The organism is Alishewanella sp. HL-SH05 (assembly GCF_052655985.1).
Genome location: NZ_CP199753.1, coordinates 3,300,630 through 3,320,800 on the forward strand (window position 1 = coordinate 3,300,630; position 20,171 = coordinate 3,320,800).

Here is a 20,171-nt window from a genome sequence, read left to right on the forward strand (position 1 = left end):
TCCTTGCTGTTAATCTTTTTTAGCCACTTTTTGACGGGCTTTCATTAAGCGCTCACGCTTGTACTTTTGCAGCGCAGTCTCAGTATTTTTCTTAGTGGGCGTATAGGGGTTCTCACCCTCACGGAATTCTATACGCACTGGCGTACCCATCATTTGCAGCGCTTTTCGGTAGTAATTCATCAAATAACGCTTATACGAGTCCGGTAAATCTTTTACTTGGTTACCGTGAATGACAATAATCGGTGGGTTATAACCACCGGCATGCGCATATTTCAATTTAACGCGACGACCGTGCACCATCGGTGGCTGGTGATCTTCTTGCGCCATTTTCATGATGCGGGTTAATAACGAGGTACTAACGCGTTTCGTGGCAGAATCAAAGGCTTCTTCAACCGAGTCGAATAGATTACCCACGCCAGAACCATGCAGAGCAGAAATAAAATGTAAGCGGGCAAAGTCGATAAAACCAAGGCGACGATCTAACTCGCGTTTAATTTCGTCTTTCACACCGTCGTTTAAGCCATCCCATTTGTTAACCGCTAACACTAAGGAACGCCCGGCATTCAATACGAAGCCCAAGATACTCAAATCTTGATCTGAAATGCCTAAACGAGCATCTAATACCAAAATGACCACGTTAGCATCTTCAATCGCTTGCAATGTTTTAACAACCGAGAACTTCTCGACCATGTCATCAATCTTGCCACGGCGACGCACACCCGCAGTGTCAATCAAGGTGTAATCACGCTCATTACGCTGCATCGGAATATACACTGAGTCACGGGTGGTACCCGGCATATCGAACACCACTACCCGCTCTTCACCCAGAATACGGTTAGTCAGTGTCGATTTACCCACATTAGGCCGGCCAACAATGGCTAACTTGATATGTTCAGAACGCAGTCTGGCCGCTTCTGCGGCAGCGTCCTCTTCAGAGACATCCGTGTAATCACTGATCACAGAATCTTCGCTAGCCGTTTCGTCTTTTTGTTGTTGCAAGAACGGCAATAAGGCATGTTGCAACAAGGAAGAAACACCTCGGCCATGTGCAGCCGCTATGGGATAAACTTCGCCTATGCCCAAACTGTAAAAGTCGGCAACGGCGGTATCTGCGTCTAGACCATCGGTTTTATTGGCAACCAAAAAGACGGGTTTTTCGACCCGACGAATATGAGCCGCAATCGCTTGATCGCCCACCGTTGAACCGGCGCGTGCATCGACAAGAAACAGCACAACATCGGCTTCAGCAATGGCTTTTAACGATTGATCAGCCATTTCGACTTCAATGCCGTGCTCATTGCCGTCGATACCACCGGTATCCACCACAATAAACTCCATGCCTTCGAAGTTGACCGAGCCATATTTGCGATCACGTGTTAATCCCGGAAAGTCAGCAACAAGCGCATCGCGGGTGCGGGTTAAACGGTTAAACAGTGTTGATTTGCCAACATTGGCGCGCCCAACCAGGGCAACTACAGGTAACATTTAGTCAACCTCAAAAATAAGAAAACAGGCCTCAGTTTAGGCCTGTTTTCTGTTAAGTAGATTAATACGCAGTTTAAGGCGTTTGTAATAATACTAGCTCACCATCACGAGTTGTGACGATTATATAGTCATTATTGGCAACAGCTTCACGATAAAAGCCCGAATCATCAAAGCTTTGTCTGGCAACAAAGTCACCAGTGTTGCGATCAAACCAATGCAAATGACCTTTGCTATCACCGATAACCAGGTAGTCTTTATACACGGTAGGGCCAGTTAAAAAGTGTTTATGTAAACCGGTTTGACTCCAGATCTCCGACCCATTACGACGATCGACCGCATAAATACGACCTTCAGAATCGACCAGATAAATCACTGAACCGCTGATCGCCATATTGCGGAAACTGGCATAATCGCGCTTCCAAGATTGCTGACCCGAACGCAGATCTAGTGCAAATAACTCACCGTTAAAGGCGATAGTGTAAACTGTCCCCCCAACGACTAACGGCTTAGCATCGACATCGACCAAACGTGATAAGTCGGTACTGCCTTTAGGTGTCGCAACCGTTTCTTCCCAAGCTTGGAAACCACGATCCACTAACAATACGCCGATACGACCATTCGCATTACCGTAAATAACGCCGCCGCTTTCAATAACCGGCTCGCTGACACCGCGGATCGTTAAAGGAGGCTGTTCGTTTTCAAACACCCAACGCTGCTCGCCATCATCTGGGTTTAATGCCAAAAGCGTACCGGTACCTAATTTAACTACCACAAAGCCATCGCCAACCGCAGGACTCACTAACACTTCACCCGGCACTTGCGCACGCCAAACTAAACTGCCCGTAACCGCATCAAGCGCAACCACTTCGCCATTTTCAGTACCTAAAAAAAGCTTGCCGTAACCTTGGCTAATACCACCAGCAATGCGGGCATTACCTTCAGACCAGCTTAAATTTAATTTTTGCCAAGCAGACACTTGCGCGTTTTGGCGTAGATCAAAGGTCCATAAGCGTTTGCCTGTGGCTAGATCTGCTGCCACCACGATGCCTTCACGGCTGGCCATAAACACTTTGTCATCTAAAATCAGTGGCTTTAAGCCTGATTCGTAATGGCCAACGCCGTCACCGACTTGCATCGACCACACTTTCTTGGGGCTAATGCGATTTTCGATATCGGGCAGTACTAATTTATCTTTGCTAGAACAAGCAATCAACGTTAGCGAAATCAACGCCAACGCCGCATGTTTTAAGGCAAATTTCATATCGGCCCCTTAGTTCGCAGCGGTGATGTGCGCCAGCTCATCAAGTTTAATCTGCAATAATTGCGTATTTTGGCCGGCATTGCTAAAGGCGACTTGATAAGCCGCTTTCGCCGCGACTAAATCACCCGTAGCTTGTAACACATCGCCTTTCAGCTCTGCTTGTTGCCCAACAAAACTGGATGGTACAGCTTGCTCTAAGGTTGCTAAAGCGCCGGTATAGTCACCTGTTTGACGTTGTACACGAGCTAAACGTAACTGAGCAATCGCCTTAACGCTAGCGTCTTTGCTGTTTTGCTGTACCCAGCTTAACTGCTTAATCGCTTCGGCAAAATTCTCAGCGGTCACCGCATCTTTCGCCGCTAATAACGCCGCGAACACGGCATAATTATTATTACCTTGCTCGCTAATAAAAGTTTGCGCTTCAGCTAAGAAATCATCCTCACTGGCTTGTTTTTGCACCAGTTGAGCATAACTGTTGGATAAGGCTTCGGCGCTAGCTCGCTGTTCAGCCTGATAAAAGCGCCAGCCATACAAGGCAGCTACACCAATAATTACACCACCAAAAATAGCTTTGCCATATTCATTCCAAAACCGTTTGAGGGCTTCAACCTGTTGTTCTTCGTCTGTGTAAATTTCCACCTAACTACTCCGTTATGCTCTCAGGCCAGATGCTGAGCCAATTCGCTCAGTTTCAAGGTTTGTTGTGGCTGATCCTGACGTAACCATTTTAAGGTGATTTCGCCACGGGCCAGTTCTTCATCGCCTAAAATCAGTGCTAATTCGGCACCTGATTTATCAGCCCTTTTAAATTGTTTTTTTAGATTGCCGCCACCGCAGTGCAAGATAACACGTTTGGTCGGCAAATCGCTACGCAGCCTTTCGGCAACGCTAACAGCTGCAAGTTCCGCAGACTCACCCATTGCCATCAGATAAATATCTGCGGTTGGGGCTAATATTGGCGCTAACTCTAATGTTTGCAGTAATAAAATCAAGCGCTCTAAACCTAAAGCAAAACCAACGGCCGGCGTAGGTTTGCCGCCAAGCTGTTCGACTAAACCATCGTAACGACCACCGGCACACACGGTACCTTGCGAACCCAGCTCTGTGGTTACCCACTCAAACACGGTACGATTGTAATAGTCTAAGCCGCGCACAAGGCGAGGATTAATGGTAAAACTAATACCCGCCGCAGTTAAGCGTGCTTGTAATTGATTAAAATGCGCTGTTGACTCTGCATCTAAATGATCGGCTAGCTTTGGTGCGGCGGCCAGCATCTCGGCCATGGCCGGGTTTTTGCTGTCCAGCACCCGTAAAGGGTTGCTGTACAAACGACGCAAGCTGTCTTCGTCCAGCAGATCTTTATGCTGTTCTAAATAGGCTACCAAGGTATCACGATAGGCCGCGCGCGCTTCATTCGAGCCTAATGAGTTCAGCTCTAAGCTCACATAAGGGGTTAAACCCAGCTTTTGCCATAAACGCGCACTTAAGATGATCACTTCCGCATCAATATCAGCACTGCCAATACCAAAAGCTTCTAAGCCAAATTGGTGAAATTGGCGATAGCGGCCTTTTTGCGGCCGTTCATGACGAAACATCGGGCCGGTGTACCACAGGCGTTGTTCTTGGTTATACAGTAAGCCGTGCTCATTACCCGCACGCACACAGCAGGCAGTGCCTTCTGGTCGTAAGGTTAAGCTGTCGCCATTGCGATCGTTGAAACTGTACATTTCTTTTTCAACGATATCGGTGACTTCGCCAATAGAGCGTTTAAACAGCTCGGTCATCTCCACAATGGGAAAGCGAATTTCACTGTAACCATAGCTAGCCGCGGTGTCGCGAAGGACTTGTTCTACATATTGCCACAGACCAGAATCCTGCGGCAGGCAATCGTTCATACCACGAATTGCCTGAATTTGCTTAGCCAAAATAATGCTTCCGTTTAACTATTACGCAAAGAGCACCGCTAAGGTGTCTGCAAAAGCAGGGATTATAGAGCCTGCGCCGCAAAACACCAAGCATCCTACTCTTAGAGTTGTTTTACTGCGATACGTTGTTGCAAATACTGCCGTACTTGAAACTCGAGTTGTTCAGCAATTTGCCCGTTATCCAACCGCAGCTTTTGCCGCTCGCCGTTGATATAAAAGCCACTTTTACGATTGGCGCCGGCCACACCCAGATCTGAAATTAACGCTTCACCCGGGCCATTGACGACACAACCAATCACGGACACCGTTAAAGGATCAACAATATCTTCTAAACGTTGCTCTAACTCATTCATGGTTTTAATCACGTCGAATTCTTGACGTGAACAACTAGGGCAGGCAATAAAATTAACACCTCGCGAACGGATCCGCAGCGATTTCAAAATATCAAATGCCACTTTAACTTCTTCAACCGGATCGGCCGCTAATGAAATGCGCAGTGTATCGCCGATACCTTCTGCCAATAACATTCCTAAACCAATGGCCGATTTTACTGCGCCGGCTCTTGCGCCACCTGCTTCGGTAATGCCTAAATGCAGTGGTTGTTTAATTTGCTTTGCCAGTAAACGATAAGCGCCGACGGCTAAGAACACGTCGGAGGCTTTTACGCTGACTTTAAAATTGTCGAAGTTAAAGCGATCCAGAATATCGACATGCCGCATAGCTGATTCTACTAGCGCTTCGGGCGTCGGCTCACGGTATTTCTCTTGAATATCCGCTTCTAAGGAACCGCCATTCACACCAATACGGATGGGAATATTGTAATCTTTAGCGGCATCGACCACCGCGCGAATACGATCTTCTTTGCCAATGTTACCCGGATTAATGCGCAAACAATCAACACCATACTCAGCCACTTTTAAAGCGATTCGATAATCAAAATGTATATCGGCAACTAAAGGCACTGGCGATTGCTGTTTAATCAGCTTAAAGGCTTCGGCAGCTTCCATGGTTGGCACTGAAACACGCACTAAATCAGCACCAGCAGCTGCAATTGCGCGAATTTGTGCCACGGTCGCGTCAACATCCGTAGTGCGAGTATTGGTCATTGATTGTACGGCGATTGGCGCATCACCGCCAATTAATACATTTCCTACTTTAATTTGAGTAGATTGCCGACGTTTAATCGGATTTTCTGCAAACATTATTCGTTCTGTCCTGACAAAGTAAATTTGGCAACACGGCCTCCAGGATATTTCGACATATCATAAGGCTGTTGGTTTAATTCGATGGCGACCACGCTGGGATTGCCTAAGGTAATCACAAACGGTGCCTTGGCATTCAGTTCCATAATGTAGCCAGCTTGCTTGGTGCCATAAGCAACTCGCTCGCCACTGGCATCCACAACATCAATCCAGCAGTTTTCGGCAAACGTCATTTTTAACCGATCTAAACCACTGTCGTTACTGTCACCAAAAGATTCTGTGGCCAGTTCGTTGTTTTCTGGCGCAAGCAGCGTGTCGGTAATGGGCGCTGCCAGCTCAACCATGGGCACACTGCTGGGTAATGCAGACGAATCGCTTTGCGTTACCGACTCGCTCACTAAGCTTTCTGGCTCATTGCTGTTATCTGCTACGTTATTGGCCGCTGGTGGTGACTCCCAGCTGCTAGGCTGTGATGCGGTTTGCGTAAGTGGAATAGTCCCGCTCGATTCTGTCAGCGCGGGCGTTGTGCTGCTGGTCGGTAGGCTATCGCTTGTGACAAAATCACGCGAGCCCTGCCAAAACCAAATGGCTAACGAGGCCAGTAAAATAGCGGCAATCAAATAAGTCAGCCACATAAAGCGAGCTTCAGTTTGCTGCTTGGCCTGCCGATTAGAAAAGGTTTTCATGGTTTTCACCGGTGCACTTTTGACATGGTGCGCCTGTTCAAACTGTTTTAGTAGCGGCAACTCAGGTAATTTTAAATGCCGCGCATAGGCACGAACATAACCACGCATAAAGGTCGGCAGGATGTTTTTATCAGGTTCATCGGCTTCTATGCATTGCAACACTTCGGCTTTTAAATTTAGTTGTTGTGCTACATCCTTTAGAGATAAGCCGCGCTTCTCACGTGTTTGCCGTAAGATCTGACCGACCGTCAATTCAGGTGCTGAGCTCGCTTCAAGTTGTTCGTCATTAGTCATGATTAATTGATGCCGGATCCACAATGTAAAGTTTTTGCCCGATGGTTAAACGGCTTTGTTCCGTTAATGCATTCCAGGCCATGAACCGCTCTAAACGAATATTATAGCGGTACGAAATAGCAAACATAGTGTCACCTTCAGCAACCAGATGAAAATATTCATCGACTGGCTGCGCATTGGCCAATCGCACTGGCGGTGCACCCGAATCTGGCGGGGCATCACTCGGAGCTAACCAGATTTTTTGTCCTACCCGCAATTTAGAGGTTGGCGTTAAGGCGTTCCACTCTTGCAGGCGGGTTAATAAAATATTGTAATTTATCGAGATGCTGTGAAGTGATTCGCCCTCGGCGACTTGATGAAAAGGCACATCACTGATATCAGCAATAAGCTCATTATTGCTTTGTGGCATCGTTATGGTTGGCTGTGCAGAAGAGATAGGTTGCAATGACGCAACAGGATCAGCGGCAGGTAAATTCGCTGTAACAGCGGGCTCTGCAGTATCCACCATGGTTTGTTTCGTTAAAGGATCAGGCTGAACGGTCAGCGTGGCGGCTGGTTCAGTTGACATCATGCTTGGCGCAGCGCTATCCACAGCTGCTGTTGTTAATGTTTCTAATGCCTTCTTGGTGTCAAGCGCAGGCGTAACCGCTGACGGCTCTTGCGCCGTTTGTTGGGAGCTCGCAGTGGGAGTATTAGACACAGCAGTAAGCTGCGCTTCAGGAGCAGCACTGGTGGCTGTAGCAGGGTTTAACCTTGGTTGCGCAGTAACGGCGCTTTCCAGTTTTGTTGCTTGCAGCGCCGGATCGCTGCGCGGTGTTGTGGTCTTGTTGCTGGGCTCGTTTTGCGTGATGAGCGCAGCTTGAGCACTGAGTTCTTCAGCTGTGGCAGCCGATGTATTGTGGGCAGCATTCACGGTTTCGTCATTTAACAGCACATGCTCAACCGGTAAAGCCGGTGGAAGTTCAGCCGGCTTGGTTTGTTGCGCACTAAAGCTGTTAGCAATATCCGCCACCGAATGCGTCGGCTCTGGCTGACGCGTTACCGCCGCAGTGGGCGGTGTAAGGTTATGGCTTAGCGCAGCAGCAGGCGTATTCGCTACAGGCGTATCGTTAACCGGCTCGGCTTCGGTCGATTTGCGTCGTATCCGCAACTGCGGGTTAGCCACCGGTTGCCGCTGTTGTTTGGCGGCAGGTGTATCAGTAACCACAGGTTGAATGCTAGCCAGAAGTTTTTGCTTGTAGCGTTCACGCAACTGCTCAAACTCGCTATCCAATGTACGTTGCTGTAACAGCAATTTGGCTTCAGCCGTATCAATATACAGTGTCAGCAATAGTTGTTCGGCATGGCGCATGGTTGCCATATCACCCTGCTTTTCAGACACCAAATAATTTAATAAAGTGCTGCGCGCAGAGACACGGCCTAAACGTTGAATACGCTGCAAATCGGCTTTGGCATCAATTAAGTTGCCCATGGCATAGTTAACCGAAGCACTGTTGATTAACGCACTTATCCGCGTGCCATTGTGTGAGATAGAAAACCCTAAATAGGTTCGGGCTTGTTCAAAACCGTTTTGTTCTAACTGACACAGGGCTAAATTTTCGTAACTTTCCGCTACGCGGATATAACCGGGCTTGGAAATGGCCGATAACAACAGCTGTTCAGCCTCAGCGTACTTTCCTATTTGGCATAAAAATGCACCATAGTTATTGTAAGCATCCGCATTGTTTGAATCTTTAGCAATCGCTTGCTTGTAAGCGTTTTCAGCCTGAGTATGTTCACCCACCGATTGGTAATAATAAGCCAGGGCGTTAAACACTTCTGGCAAATTAGGTGCCATCGTTTTGGCACGCTCAAGATTATAAAGCGCTTGCGTTGTATCGCCACGACGCAAATAGTTTAAACCTAGCGAAATTCGGGTTCTAGCCGCTTCGGTGTTATCCACACTGCGCTGGCTAACCTGGCGCTCATTCGCAACATAAGTGCTCTCAGAAACACATCCTGAGAGTATTAACAATGCCGTAAGCGCGGTGACAACAGGAAATCTCTGCATTACCACTGGCGTTCCCTTTTGTTATTGCAGCTCTTTTATTGTGATTGACTCACCTTTTTGCTGCTTTTTCATTAAACGTTTAGTTCGGTCGATAACATCACCAACCAGCTGCCCGCATGCCGCATCAATATCATCGCCTCGGGTTTTACGTACCATAACAGTAAAACCATGTTCTTGTAAGACCTTGTTAAAACGATCAATCCTAGAATTGCTCGAACGCTTATAAGGCGATCCAGGGTATGGATTAAATGGAATTAAGTTAATCTTAGCGGGCGTTTCTTTTAAAGCATTAGCCAGTTCATGCGCTTGCTCCATGCTGTCGTTGATGCCATCAAGCATAACGTACTCTACGGTGACTTTATCGTTGGCTTTTGATTGCGCAACATAACGGCGCGAAGCCGCCAAAAACTCTTCCATAGGGTACTTTTTATTGACTGGCACCAACTGATCCCGTAAAGCATTATTGGGGGCGTGTAACGAAATAGCCAAAGCGACATCAATACGCTCACGCAATAAATCTAACGCGGGCACAACACCCGAAGTGCTTAAAGTGACACGACGTTTAGATAAACCAAAACCGAAATCTTCCATCATCAGTTCCATCGCAGGCACAACGTTATTCAAATTTAGTAGTGGCTCGCCCATGCCCATCATCACCACATTGGTAACGGGTTTTACACCGGTATCGCCATAGCTGCCGATAATTTGGCAAACACGCCAAACCTGACCGATGATTTCTGAGACAGATAAATTACGGTTAAACCCTTGCTGCGCAGTAGAGCAAAATGAACAATCTAGCGCACAACCCACCTGTGAAGAAACACAAAGTGTACGGCGATCTTTTTCGGGGATCCAAACGGTTTCAACTTCTTGACCACCCGCTAAGGCCATCACAAACTTGATAGTGCCATCGGCGCTATCTTGCCGCGTCGCTACTACCGGGGCTTTAATTTCGCAGCACGTTTTTAAAACATCGCGCAGCTTTTTGTTAATATTGGTCATCTTGTCGAAATCATCGACACAGTAATGGTATATCCACTTCATTACCTGATCGGCACGAAACGGTTTTTCGCCAAGCGTGACAAAAAATTCCTGCATCTGCGATCGGGTAAGATCTAACAAATTAACTAAAGTGGATGAGCTACTCATTCCAGGATACTCCTGCTAACCAATATAACTATCTTTTCAGAACAATAACTTACGCTATTGTCGTCATGCTCACCGCAGTGAGGGCATTAATGCACAAAAGGGGCTCGCGCCCCCTTTGTTTGTTCACTAAACGCTGAAAATTAACGTGTGCGGCTGCACAGCTCAGCTTCAGTGAAAAAGTAAGCGATTTCACGTGCAGCAGAAGCAGCAGCGTCAGAACCGTGTACCGCATTCTCGTCGATGCTAGCAGCGAAATCTGCACGTAAAGTACCCGCGAAAGCATCTTTCGGGTTAGTAGCACCCATGATTTCACGGTTTTTACGAACGGCATCTTCACCTTCTAACACTTGAACCATTACTGGGCCAGACGTCATGAAAGAAACTAATGCATTGAAGAATGGACGCTCTTTGTGCTCAGCGTAGAAACCTTCAGCCTGTTCTTGGCTTAAGTGTAACATCTTAGCAGCAACAATGCGTAAACCTGCAGATTCGAAACGGCTGTAGATAGCACCGATATGGTTCTTGGCTACGGCATCAGGTTTTACGATAGAGAAAGTACGTTCTAAGGCCATGTCTGGCTCCTATTAATCTAATAAAGGGTTAAAAAATTTGGGCGGCAAATTATACGCTAAAAGTTATAAAAAACCTAGCTTGAAGAAAAGATTGCCTAGTGAGGTAACACACTTACTGCGCTCTGTGCTGCGACTAGACAGCGCAGAGCGCTAGCGGGGCTTAATGCCCTTCGCTGACCATATTCAGGGTATATTTCGGGATCTCAACCACTAAGTCGTCATTGGCAATTCGCGCCTGACAACCTAAGCGAGACTCCGGCTCTAAACCCCAAGCCTTATCCAGCATGTCTTCTTCTAACTCGTCACTTTCGTTTAACGAGTAAAAACCTTCACGTACCACAATATGGCAGGTAGTACAGGCACAAGACTTTTCACAAGCATGTTCAATGGCAATACCGTTGCGCAATGCAACATCTAATACCGTTTCGCCACTTTTAGCGTCGAGAGCCGCGCCTTCAGGGCATAATTCGGCATGGGGTAAAAATACGATTTGTGGCATAACTTAGACCTCATCTACCTTATGACCTTGCAGCGCTAAACGAATAGATTTATCCATGCGAAGGGCTGCAAATTCATCTGTTAACTGGTTGGTATGTTCTATGGCAGCTTTAATGGCCGCGGTATCTTGTTGCTGACGTAACTCACTTAAGGTGGCTAACGCCTGCTTAATGTCGGCTTGCTTCTGCTCATCAAGTAACGCCGCATCAGAGGCTAACGCCACACTAACGGCTTCAATGACTCGTTCTGCTTCAACTTGCTGCTCACGCAACAAGCGCTGCTGCATATCTTGTCTGGCGTGCTGCATCGAGCCACTGATCATACTAGCAATTTGATCATCACTTAAACCATAAGACGGCTTCACTTGAATACTAGCTTGCACACCGGTCGATTTTTCTTCGGCACTGACATTGAGCAAACCATCGGCATCAACCTGAAAGGTTACTCGAATATGAGCACCACCGGCAGGCATTGGAGGAATACCGCGTAATTCAAAGCGTGCTAAAGAACGGCAATCTTCGACTAATTCACGTTCACCTTGCACGACATGAATCGCCATCGCCGTTTGACCATCTTTGAAGGTAGTAAACTCTTGGGCACGCGAAACCGGGATCACCGTATTGCGTGGAATAATTTTTTCGGTTAACCCACCCATGGTCTCAATGCCTAACGACAGTGGGATCACATCAAGCAATAAGGTTTCATTGTCTGCTTTATTACCCACCAGCACATTGGCTTGAATAGCCGCGCCTAAGGCCACCACTTTATCAGGGTCGATACTGGTTAATGGCTCGGTATTAAAAAACTCTGCTACTTGCTGCCTGACAAGGGGGACTCGGGTTGAACCACCGACCATAACCACTTTTAACACTTCATCGGTGGTTAAGTCAGCATCGCGAAGGGTTTGACGGCAAGCCCGGATGGTTTTTTTCACCAACGTCAGAATTAACTGATCTAACTCAGTACGGGTTAAAGTTCCCTTAACCTCTTGTTGATCAGCAGTAAAATGATAATCGAAACTGGCCTTATCGGTTAATGCTTCTTTCAAGGCCCGAGCTTGCTGCTGATATTGGCGCTGAGCACTAAAGGATAAATCAGTTTGGCCGCTACGTTCTTTCAATTCGCTAACAATGGCTTGATCAAAATCATCACCACCGAGAGCTGAGTCACCCCCGGTCGCCAGTACTTCAAACACGCCACGACGCAAACGTAAGATGGAGATATCAAAGGTACCGCCGCCTAAATCGTAAACGGCAATGACGCCCTCTTGGCCACTGTCGAGGCCATAAGCTAAGGCTGCCGCTGTTGGCTCATTTAATAAGCGCAGTACGGTTAAACCGGCTAGCTTCGCCGCATCTTTGGTTGCTTGGCGCTGCGCATCATCAAAATAAGCCGGTACGGTAATGACTACGCCATTCAGTTCGCCACCGAGTGTTTCACTGGCGGTATTCGCTAAAGTAGCCAGAATTTCAGCAGAGATCTCTACCGGGTTTTTGATACCCTGTACCGTTTCGATAGCGACTAAGCCGGTTTGCTCCACTAAGCGGTAAGGTAGCGCATTGGCTAAAGCCAGCGTTTCTTGATAGCCCTTGCCCATTAAACGCTTAACCGAAACAATCGTATTTTCAGCATCGCTAACGGCAGCGGCTTCGGCAGCACTACCGACTTGCACACCGTCTTTAGTGTAACGAACCACGGAAGGAACCATCGATTCGCCGGCTTGGTTCAGCAAAGTTTTTGCTTCACCACTGCGTACCGTTGCAACTAAGGAATTAGTGGTGCCCAGATCAATGCCTGCGGCCAACCGATGTTTATGCGGGGCCGCACTTTGGCCCGGCTCTGCAATTTGTAGTAAAGCCATAGTGAAATTAGTCTTGTAGTTGCTGTTCGATTAACTCCAGCTCTTGCTGCAGTTTATAAAAGAATTTTAATTTACGCACCAACTCGGCGGCGAGCTGATCTTGTTCAGCGCTCTGCTCAACCAGGGCTTCGCTTAACGCCTTTAATAGCTGTTTGCGTTGCTGCTGGATCTGTTGCTCAATAGCAAACAAGGCCGCTTCTGGATCGGCCTCGTCTTGTAATTCTGCTAGTTGCTCGCGCAATTCCATTTGCTGCATTAAAAACAGCGGGTCGGTAAAACTTCGCTGTTCATTGCTAATTTTTAAACCACGTAACGCTAACATATGCTCAGCCCGCAGCAAAGGCTGCTTTAGGCTGTGATAAGCATCGTTAATGTTGGCCGTTTGCTGCACCGACATCAAGCGATCACGCTCAGAGCCGGCCGCAAAATTATCGGGGTGAAAACGCTTTTGCAACGACAAATAACGCGAACCTAATTCGGTTAGATCCAGTTCAAATGTCTCAGGTAAATCAAACAACCGAAAGTAATTCATGCTACCTCAGGGTCTGCATTACACTGTAAAGCTTTCGCCACAACCGCATTCGCCGTTGACGTTCGGATTGTTAAATTGAAAACCTTCATTTAGGCCTTCTTTAACAAAATCAAGCTGCGTGCCGTCGATATATACCAAGCTTTTGCCATCAACAATGAGTTTTAAACCATGATCTTCAAACACTTGATCATCGTCGTTCAACTCATCAACAAATTCCAGTACATATGCCAATCCAGAACAGCCAGTGGTTTTAACACCAACGCGCAGGCCAACACCTTTACCGCGATTATGCAGATAACTACTGACCCGCTCGGCCGCCGCTGCTGTCATTGAAATCGCCATCGGGCATTAGCCTCCGTGCTTTTGTTTATAATCTGCGATAGCGGCTTTAATAGCATCTTCAGCTAAAATTGAGCAGTGAATTTTCACCGGTGGTAAAGCGAGTTCCTGCGCAATATCAGTGTTTTTAATTAGCTGTGCTTCATCTAAGGTTTTCCCTTTTACCCACTCAGTAACCAGTGAGCTTGAAGCGATAGCACTACCACAACCGTACGTTTTGAACTTCGCATCTTCGATGATGCCTTGCTCATTGACTTTGATTTGTAGTTTCATTACGTCACCACAAGCCGGCGCACCCACCATGCCGGTGGCAACGGTTGGATCATCTTTAGCAAAAGCGCCAACGTTGCGTGGATTTTCGTAGTGATCAATAACTTTATTGCTGTAAGCCATGTTAATACCCTCTGTTGTGGCGATAGCGCCTAGTGTTTAGTGCGCCACCCAGGCCACAGTGTTTAAATCGACACCGTCTTTATACATATCCCATAACGGCGACATTTCACGTAATTTATCGATAGCGGCATGCACGATCTTAATAGTGTGGTCAACTTGCTCTTCCGTGGTGAAACGGCCAATACTAAAACGAATGGAACTGTGCGCCAGTTCGTCAGTTAAGCCCAGTGCGCGCAGCACATAAGATGGCTCTAAACTGGCCGACGTACAGGCAGAACCTGACGATACCGCAATGTCTTTTAATGCCATGATTAAAGACTCACCTTCAACATAGTTAAAGCTGATGTTAGTGATCCCTGGCACGCGATGTTCGGCATCGCCATTTAAGAAAACTTGTTCAATATCTTTAATGCCATTCCATAAGCGATCACGTAACGCGGTGATTCGGATATTTTCAGAAGCCATTTCTTCTTTAGCAATGCGGAAAGACTCGCCCATCGCGACGATTTGGTGCGTAGCTAAAGTACCAGAGCGCATACCACGCTCATGACCACCACCGTGCGTTTGTGCTTCTAAACGAATGCGTGGCTTGCGCCGCACATACAAAGCACCAATGCCTTTCGGTCCGTAAGTTTTATGACCAGAGAAGGCCATTAAATCGACTTTTAAGGTTTGTAAATCGATCGCTACTTTGCCGGTTGCTTGCGCCGCGTCAACATGGAAAATAATCCCTTTACTGCGACATAATTCACCGATAGCCGCAATATCTTGCACCACACCAATTTCGTTGTTGACAAACATAATGCTGATGAGCGTGGTGTCAGGGCGGATGGCTTGTTCTAGCTTCGCTAAATCGACTAAACCGTTGGCTTCAACATCTAGATAGGTCACTTCAAAGCCATCGCGCTCCAATTGGCGCATAGTATCTAATACCGCTTTATGTTCTGTTTTGACCGTGATCAGGTGTTTACCTTTTTTATGGTAAAACTCGGCCGCACCTTTAATGGCTAAATTATTTGATTCAGTGGCACCAGAGGTAAACACGATCTCACGTGGATCAGCATTGACTAAGTCGGCGATCTGACTGCGTGCAATTTCTACCGCCTCTTCAGCTTGCCAGCCAAAACGATGCGAGCGTGACGCTGGGTTACCAAACTGGCCATCCATTGTCAAAAATTGCATCATCTTTTCTGCAACCCGCGGGTCAACCGGGGTTGTTGCAGCATAGTCTAAATATATTGGTAGCTTCATGGTTTGCTCCGTTGCGCTTACAGCTGACAACTGACGTCAATATCAGTGGCAGGATTCTTTAACTTACGGCTTTGTTGCTGAGCGGTTTGCCGCACTTCTTGTTGATTGACCAGTTCTTCTAACGAAATATTGGTCAGAAAGTCTTCTATACGGTGGCTTAAATTACTCCACAGCGTATGGGTTAAGCAGCGAGTACCACCATGGCAATCGGATTTGCCTTGGCAGCGTGTGGCATCTACGGACTCATCTACCGCAGCGATCACGGCAGAGATAGAGATTGCCGCTGCTGCCATACCTAATTGGTAACCGCCGCCGGGGCCACGTACACTGCTTACCAGCCCGTGCTTGCGTAAACGAGCGAATAATTGTTCAAGATAAGAAAGTGAGATCCCTTGTCGCTCTGATATGTCTGCGAGAGGTACAGGTCCCTGTACTGCGTGTAAAGCAACGTCTAACATTGCAGTCACGGCATAACGGCCTTTTGAAGTTAATCGCATAATTGGCTCCCATTTCAGAATGGGGTCCATTTTACATTCCTGACTATTTTAGTCAAGTATTAACCCTAGTGTTTTAGTCAGGTATTAACCGAATACCCGCCTGTTCAGTATGGCTTGTTTGCTCTAAATCAACCTTTACAGGCCAAGGATGAACTGCAGCAATGCAGATAATCATCGCGCCTCAGGGATGATTCAAGGTTCATTAAGCTGAGCAAACAGCGTCATGCTAAAGCCTAAACTTATCGGTATTCGCGATTAACCATTAGACCCGCGGATCAAACACTTCTTCATCTTTACAGCGCTGCTCGGCAGCGCGTTGCTCCGCTTCCCGAAAATCACTTTCCTCAATATTGACCGTGGGCACTTCTTCACACACATTGCCCCCTAGCGCATTAACACTGTGACAAAGTTCAGCAACCTTATTGTCGAGCACTTGGATATGATCCAATAAACTGCCAATCGCATTGGCAACCGGATCCGGGTTATCTGCCGCTACCGCGTAGGCATCAAAGCCATATTTCTTGGCTAAATGTTGTCGCTGTTTAGACACATCGGCATCGGGCTTAGATACAACGCGTCCCGGAATACCGATAACCGTTGCTGCCTTTGGCACATCTTTAACCACGACCGCGTTGGAACCGATACGGGCATTGTCGCCCACCATTAACGGCCCGAGTACTTTGGCACCGGCACCAATGACCACGCCATTTCCTAAAGTAGGATGCCGTTTACCCGGACTCCAGCTCGTACCGCCCAAGGTCACACCATGGTACAGCGTACAATCATCGCCAATTTCAGCCGTTTCACCTATCACCACGCCCATACCATGATCGATAAAAAAACGTCTGCCAATTTTAGCGCCAGGATGAATTTCCACGCCCGTTAGCCAGCGCCCAAGGGTACTGAGCCAACGCGCTAACCAACGCCACTGAGCACGCCATAAACGATGACTTAAGCGATGTAGCCAAATGGCATGTAGGCCAGGGTAAGTGGTCAGTACTTCAAAGGCACTGCGTGCTGCCGGATCGCGCTCAAATACACTTCGGATATCTTCTTTGATGCCGGAGAACATGCCTATTATTCCTTGTGACTCGTCTGATCAATTTTTTCAAGACGCTGCATCGAGGTTAAAATGCCGCGTAAAATGTTGTATTCCGCCTCTTCAGGTCGAGCGCGAGTAAACAAGCGCTTCAGTTTTGTCATCACCACACCTGGATGCTGCTTAATAATAAAGCCCGTGTGCTGCAAGGCGGTTTCTAGGTGTTGATAAAAGTTTTCCATCTGCGCTGAGCTTGGATATTTTTCATCATCCGCGACCTCAGGTAACGGCTTGGCCGCTAAATGCGCCATTCGCACTTCGTAACAAATAATTTGTACGGCCATCGCCAAGTTAAGCGAGCTGTATTCTGGATTGGCATCAATACACACATGGTACTGACACAGCTGCAGCTCTTCGTTACTTAAGCCGCTACTTTCTCGGCCAAACACTAACGCCACCGGTGCTGCCGTAGCTTCTGCTACCGCTTTTAAGCCACAATCACGCGGTGACAACATTGGCCAACTTAAGGTGCGAGAACGCGCACTACTGCCGACCACTAAACTGCAATCGGCCACGGCTTCGGCTAAAGATTCGAACGTTTGCGCGTTAGCTAAAATTTCACTGGCACCCGCGGCTAAGGCATAGGCTTGGCCGTCAGGGGCGGTTTTCGGTGCAACCAGACAAAGCTGTGACAAACCCATCGTTTTCATAGCTCGAGCAACCGAACCCATGTTACCCGTATGTGTCGTGCCCACCAATACCACTTTAATCTGATCTAACATAATGCAACTCACACTAAAAAAGGGGGCTATTCTAGCATAGCCACGGCAGATTGTAGCTTGAAAATTAGCAGTCTAGCCACCTAAAAAAACAAAAGTGCCTATTTATTGGGCAACGAAAGACGCTGCAATTCTGCAGTTGCTTTGCTAAACTACAGCCACCCCTAAAAGGAGCTCACCATTATGTTACGTTTCAGCAAAATATTAAGCCTGACTGCTTTATTATGCAGCTTGCCACTTGCCGCAAATGAAGCTTTAGAAACCGCTGTAAAAAATCCGCTACGTACGCCTGAATATTTACAGCGTGATCAATACCGCAATCCGGTCGCTACCTTGGCCTTTTTTGACGTTACGCCACAAAGCACCGTTGTTGAAATCTCTCCCGGCGGCGGTTGGTACACGGAAATTATCGCGCCACTCGTTGCTGAAAAAGGCATTTACTATGCGGCACATTTTCCTGCCAACTCGTCAGAGTATGGTCAGCGTAGCCGCAAAGCCTTTATCGAAAAAATGGCGAGCCAACCACAATACAGTAAAGTTCAGGTCACCGAGTTTTCGGCTGCTGGCGGTGTCACTATTGCTCCTGCTAACTCAGCCGATGTGGTATTAACCTTCCGTAATTTACACAACTGGTATATTGGCGGTGGTGAAGACGCGCTGGTTGCAGCCTACAAGCAGTTTTTTACCGCATTAAAACCGGGTGGCGTATTAGGTGTGGTTGAACACCGCTTACCTGAAAGCCAATTAAACACCGAATGGACACGCAGCGGCTACATGCCGCAAAGCATGGCGGTGCGTTTAGCCGAGCAAGCGGGTTTTGTATTTGAAGGCAGCAGCGAAATCAATGCCAACGCCAAAGATACTGCCAACCACCCTTCAGGTGTGTGGACTTTGCCACCTACTTTACGTTTAGGTGAACAAGATAGAGCAAAATATCAAGCTATCGGCGAAAGCGATCGCATGACGTTAAAATTCCGCAAACCCATTAACTAACTGAGCAAACGGACAAACTGATGAAAGTATTGGTAATTGGCGGCGGTGGTCGTGAACACGCCCTAGCGTGGAAAGCAGCACAATCTCCACTGGCAACCGAAGTATTTGTCGCACCAGGCAACGCGGGCACCGCTCGCGAAGCGGCGTTGCAAAATGTCGCTATTGCTGCCGATGATGTGGCAGGTCTACTGGCTTTTGCCCAACAAGAACAGATTGATCTGACGATTGTTGGCCCTGAAGCGCCTTTAGCCAAAGGCGTTGTCGATCGCTTTCGTGCAGCTGGTTTAGCCATTTTTGGTCCAACCCAAGCTGCGGCACAATTAGAAAGCTCAAAAGCGTTTGCCAAAGACTTTTTGGCACGGCACAACATCCCTACAGCCGCTTACCAAAACTTTACTGAAATTGCTCCGGCGAAAGCCTATGTAAAAAGCCTCGGCACGCCGATAGTGATCAAAGCCGACGGCTTAGCCGCAGGTAAAGGTGTCATTATCGCGCAAACCGAGGCAGAGGCTTTTGCCGCTATCGATGATATGCTGGCGGGTAATAAATTTGGTGATGCTGGCAGTCGCGTAGTCATTGAAGAATTCCTGACCGGTGAAGAAGCCTCGTTTATTGTGATGGTGGATGGCAGCCATGCTCTGGCCTTTGCCTCTTCGCAAGATCATAAAGCGCGTGATAACGGCGATAAAGGCCCAAATACTGGTGGAATGGGTGCTTATTCTCCTGCCCCCGTAGTCACCCCTGCGGTGCATGATTGGGTTATGCAGCAGGTGATTATGCCTACCGTTAAAGGTATGGCCGCTGAAGGTAATGTATTTACCGGCTTTTTATATGCAGGTTTAATGATTGCCGCAGATGGCTCGGCTAAAGTGTTAGAGTTTAACTGTCGCTTTGGCGATCCTGAAACACAACCGATTATGCTGCGCTTAGAGTCAGATCTCGTGGCTTTATGTCAAAGTGCGGTGCAAGGTCAATTAGCACAAACCGACATTCAATTTAGCCCTAAAGCGGCAGTAGGTGTGGTGATGGCTGCTGGGGGTTACCCTGATGCTTATGCTAAAGGCACAGTGATCCATGGTTTAGACGATGCCGCAGCCCTTGCGGGTAAAGTGTTTCATGCCGGTACCGAACTGGTTGGCAACGATGTCGTGACGAATGGTGGCCGCGTGTTATGTGCCACCGCATTGGGTAACAGCGTTACCGAAGCACAACAAGCGGCCTATCAGCTTGTGACAAAAATTCATTGGGATAATGTGTATTATCGTCATGATATTGGCTATCGCGCTATTGCGCGTGAGCAACAAGCTTAACGTTTTTATTAGCCATTAGGCTAATTAGATTTGCCCTAATTAAAGGGTGTTAAAA

Annotated in this window: 20 protein-coding genes; 2 read left to right on the forward strand and 18 right to left on the reverse strand. The window is 47.6% G+C overall.

Going from position 1 to position 20,171, the window contains the following annotated elements:
- Positions 1–9: 9 nt before the first annotated feature.
- From der to trmJ, 18 genes are all read right to left on the reverse strand, one after another.
- A complete protein-coding gene (gene der, locus ACUJFL_RS15095) occupies positions 10–1,485 on the reverse strand; it encodes a ribosome biogenesis GTPase Der (RefSeq protein WP_226751101.1) in 1,476 nt (491 codons plus the stop codon).
- Positions 1,486–1,558: 73 nt separating this feature from the next.
- Positions 1,559–2,746, reverse strand: a complete 1,188-nt coding sequence (gene bamB / locus ACUJFL_RS15100; protein WP_445427912.1) for an outer membrane protein assembly factor BamB — start codon at positions 2,744–2,746, stop codon at positions 1,559–1,561.
- Between the two features lie 9 nt (positions 2,747–2,755).
- On the reverse strand, positions 2,756–3,385 hold the full coding sequence (locus ACUJFL_RS15105; protein ID WP_226751099.1) for a YfgM family protein: 630 nt from the start codon (positions 3,383–3,385) through the stop codon (positions 2,756–2,758).
- Positions 3,386–3,405: 20 nt separating this feature from the next.
- Positions 3,406–4,671 (reverse strand): histidine--tRNA ligase, encoded by a 1,266-nt coding sequence (gene hisS / locus ACUJFL_RS15110; protein WP_445425413.1) that lies wholly within the window; start codon positions 4,669–4,671, stop codon positions 3,406–3,408.
- Between the two features lie 101 nt (positions 4,672–4,772).
- Positions 4,773–5,873 carry a flavodoxin-dependent (E)-4-hydroxy-3-methylbut-2-enyl-diphosphate synthase gene (gene ispG / locus ACUJFL_RS15115; RefSeq protein ID WP_226751097.1) on the reverse strand — a complete coding sequence of 367 codons (1,101 nt, stop codon included), beginning with the start codon at positions 5,871–5,873 and terminating at the stop codon, positions 4,773–4,775.
- Positions 5,873–6,853 (reverse strand): RodZ domain-containing protein, encoded by a 981-nt coding sequence (locus ACUJFL_RS15120; RefSeq protein ID WP_445425414.1) that lies wholly within the window; start codon positions 6,851–6,853, stop codon positions 5,873–5,875. Before ACUJFL_RS15120 ends, ispG begins: the two co-directional genes overlap by 1 nt.
- Positions 6,846–8,903 carry a type IV pilus biogenesis/stability protein PilW gene (gene pilW / locus ACUJFL_RS15125; RefSeq protein WP_445425415.1) on the reverse strand — a complete coding sequence of 686 codons (2,058 nt, stop codon included), beginning with the start codon at positions 8,901–8,903 and terminating at the stop codon, positions 6,846–6,848. The genes ACUJFL_RS15120 and pilW overlap by 8 nt, the downstream gene beginning before the upstream one ends.
- Positions 8,904–8,924: 21 nt before the next feature.
- Positions 8,925–10,052: a bifunctional tRNA (adenosine(37)-C2)-methyltransferase TrmG/ribosomal RNA large subunit methyltransferase RlmN gene (locus ACUJFL_RS15130; protein ID WP_445425416.1), complete on the reverse strand. Its 1,128-nt coding sequence runs from the start codon at positions 10,050–10,052 to the stop codon at positions 8,925–8,927.
- Positions 10,053–10,192: 140 nt separating this feature from the next.
- The gene (ndk, locus tag ACUJFL_RS15135; protein ID WP_226751093.1) at positions 10,193–10,624 is read right to left on the reverse strand and encodes a nucleoside-diphosphate kinase; all 432 of its coding nucleotides are present in this window, start codon (positions 10,622–10,624) and stop codon (positions 10,193–10,195) included.
- A gap of 160 nt (positions 10,625–10,784) precedes the next feature.
- Entirely contained in the window at positions 10,785–11,123 is a 339-nt protein-coding gene (gene fdx, locus ACUJFL_RS15140; protein WP_226751092.1) for an ISC system 2Fe-2S type ferredoxin, read from the reverse strand.
- A 3-nt stretch (positions 11,124–11,126) separates the two neighbouring features.
- Positions 11,127–12,983, reverse strand: coding sequence for a Fe-S protein assembly chaperone HscA (gene hscA / locus ACUJFL_RS15145; protein ID WP_445425417.1), 1,857 nt, complete (start codon positions 12,981–12,983; stop codon positions 11,127–11,129).
- A gap of 7 nt (positions 12,984–12,990) precedes the next feature.
- The gene (gene hscB, locus ACUJFL_RS15150; protein ID WP_229586541.1) at positions 12,991–13,515 is read right to left on the reverse strand and encodes a co-chaperone HscB; all 525 of its coding nucleotides are present in this window, start codon (positions 13,513–13,515) and stop codon (positions 12,991–12,993) included.
- Between the two features lie 18 nt (positions 13,516–13,533).
- Entirely contained in the window at positions 13,534–13,857 is a 324-nt protein-coding gene (gene iscA / locus ACUJFL_RS15155; protein WP_226751089.1) for an iron-sulfur cluster assembly protein IscA, read from the reverse strand.
- Positions 13,858–13,863: 6 nt separating this feature from the next.
- On the reverse strand, positions 13,864–14,247 hold the full coding sequence (gene iscU, locus ACUJFL_RS15160; RefSeq protein WP_226751088.1) for a Fe-S cluster assembly scaffold IscU: 384 nt from the start codon (positions 14,245–14,247) through the stop codon (positions 13,864–13,866).
- A gap of 36 nt (positions 14,248–14,283) precedes the next feature.
- Positions 14,284–15,498, reverse strand: coding sequence for an IscS subfamily cysteine desulfurase (locus ACUJFL_RS15165; protein ID WP_226751087.1), 1,215 nt, complete (start codon positions 15,496–15,498; stop codon positions 14,284–14,286).
- A 17-nt stretch (positions 15,499–15,515) separates the two neighbouring features.
- Positions 15,516–15,995, reverse strand: coding sequence for a Fe-S cluster assembly transcriptional regulator IscR (gene iscR, locus ACUJFL_RS15170; protein ID WP_226751086.1), 480 nt, complete (start codon positions 15,993–15,995; stop codon positions 15,516–15,518).
- Between the two features lie 262 nt (positions 15,996–16,257).
- Entirely contained in the window at positions 16,258–17,073 is an 816-nt protein-coding gene (gene cysE / locus ACUJFL_RS15175) for a serine O-acetyltransferase (RefSeq protein WP_445429099.1), read from the reverse strand.
- Entirely contained in the window at positions 17,073–17,816 is a 744-nt protein-coding gene (trmJ, locus tag ACUJFL_RS15180) for a tRNA (cytosine(32)/uridine(32)-2'-O)-methyltransferase TrmJ (RefSeq protein WP_226751085.1), read from the reverse strand. Before trmJ ends, cysE begins: the two co-directional genes overlap by 1 nt.
- Positions 17,817–17,996: 180 nt before the next feature.
- Here trmJ and ACUJFL_RS15185 point away from each other — a divergent pair, with 180 nt between their 5' ends.
- Both ACUJFL_RS15185 and purD read left to right on the forward strand, forming a co-directional pair.
- Positions 17,997–18,806, forward strand: coding sequence for a class I SAM-dependent methyltransferase (locus ACUJFL_RS15185; protein ID WP_445427913.1), 810 nt, complete (start codon positions 17,997–17,999; stop codon positions 18,804–18,806).
- 20 nt (positions 18,807–18,826) lie between these two features.
- Complete coding sequence (gene purD / locus ACUJFL_RS15190) at positions 18,827–20,116, forward strand: phosphoribosylamine--glycine ligase (RefSeq protein WP_445427914.1); 1,290 nt, start codon at positions 18,827–18,829, stop codon at positions 20,114–20,116.
- The last annotated feature ends 55 nt before the right edge of the window (positions 20,117–20,171 follow it).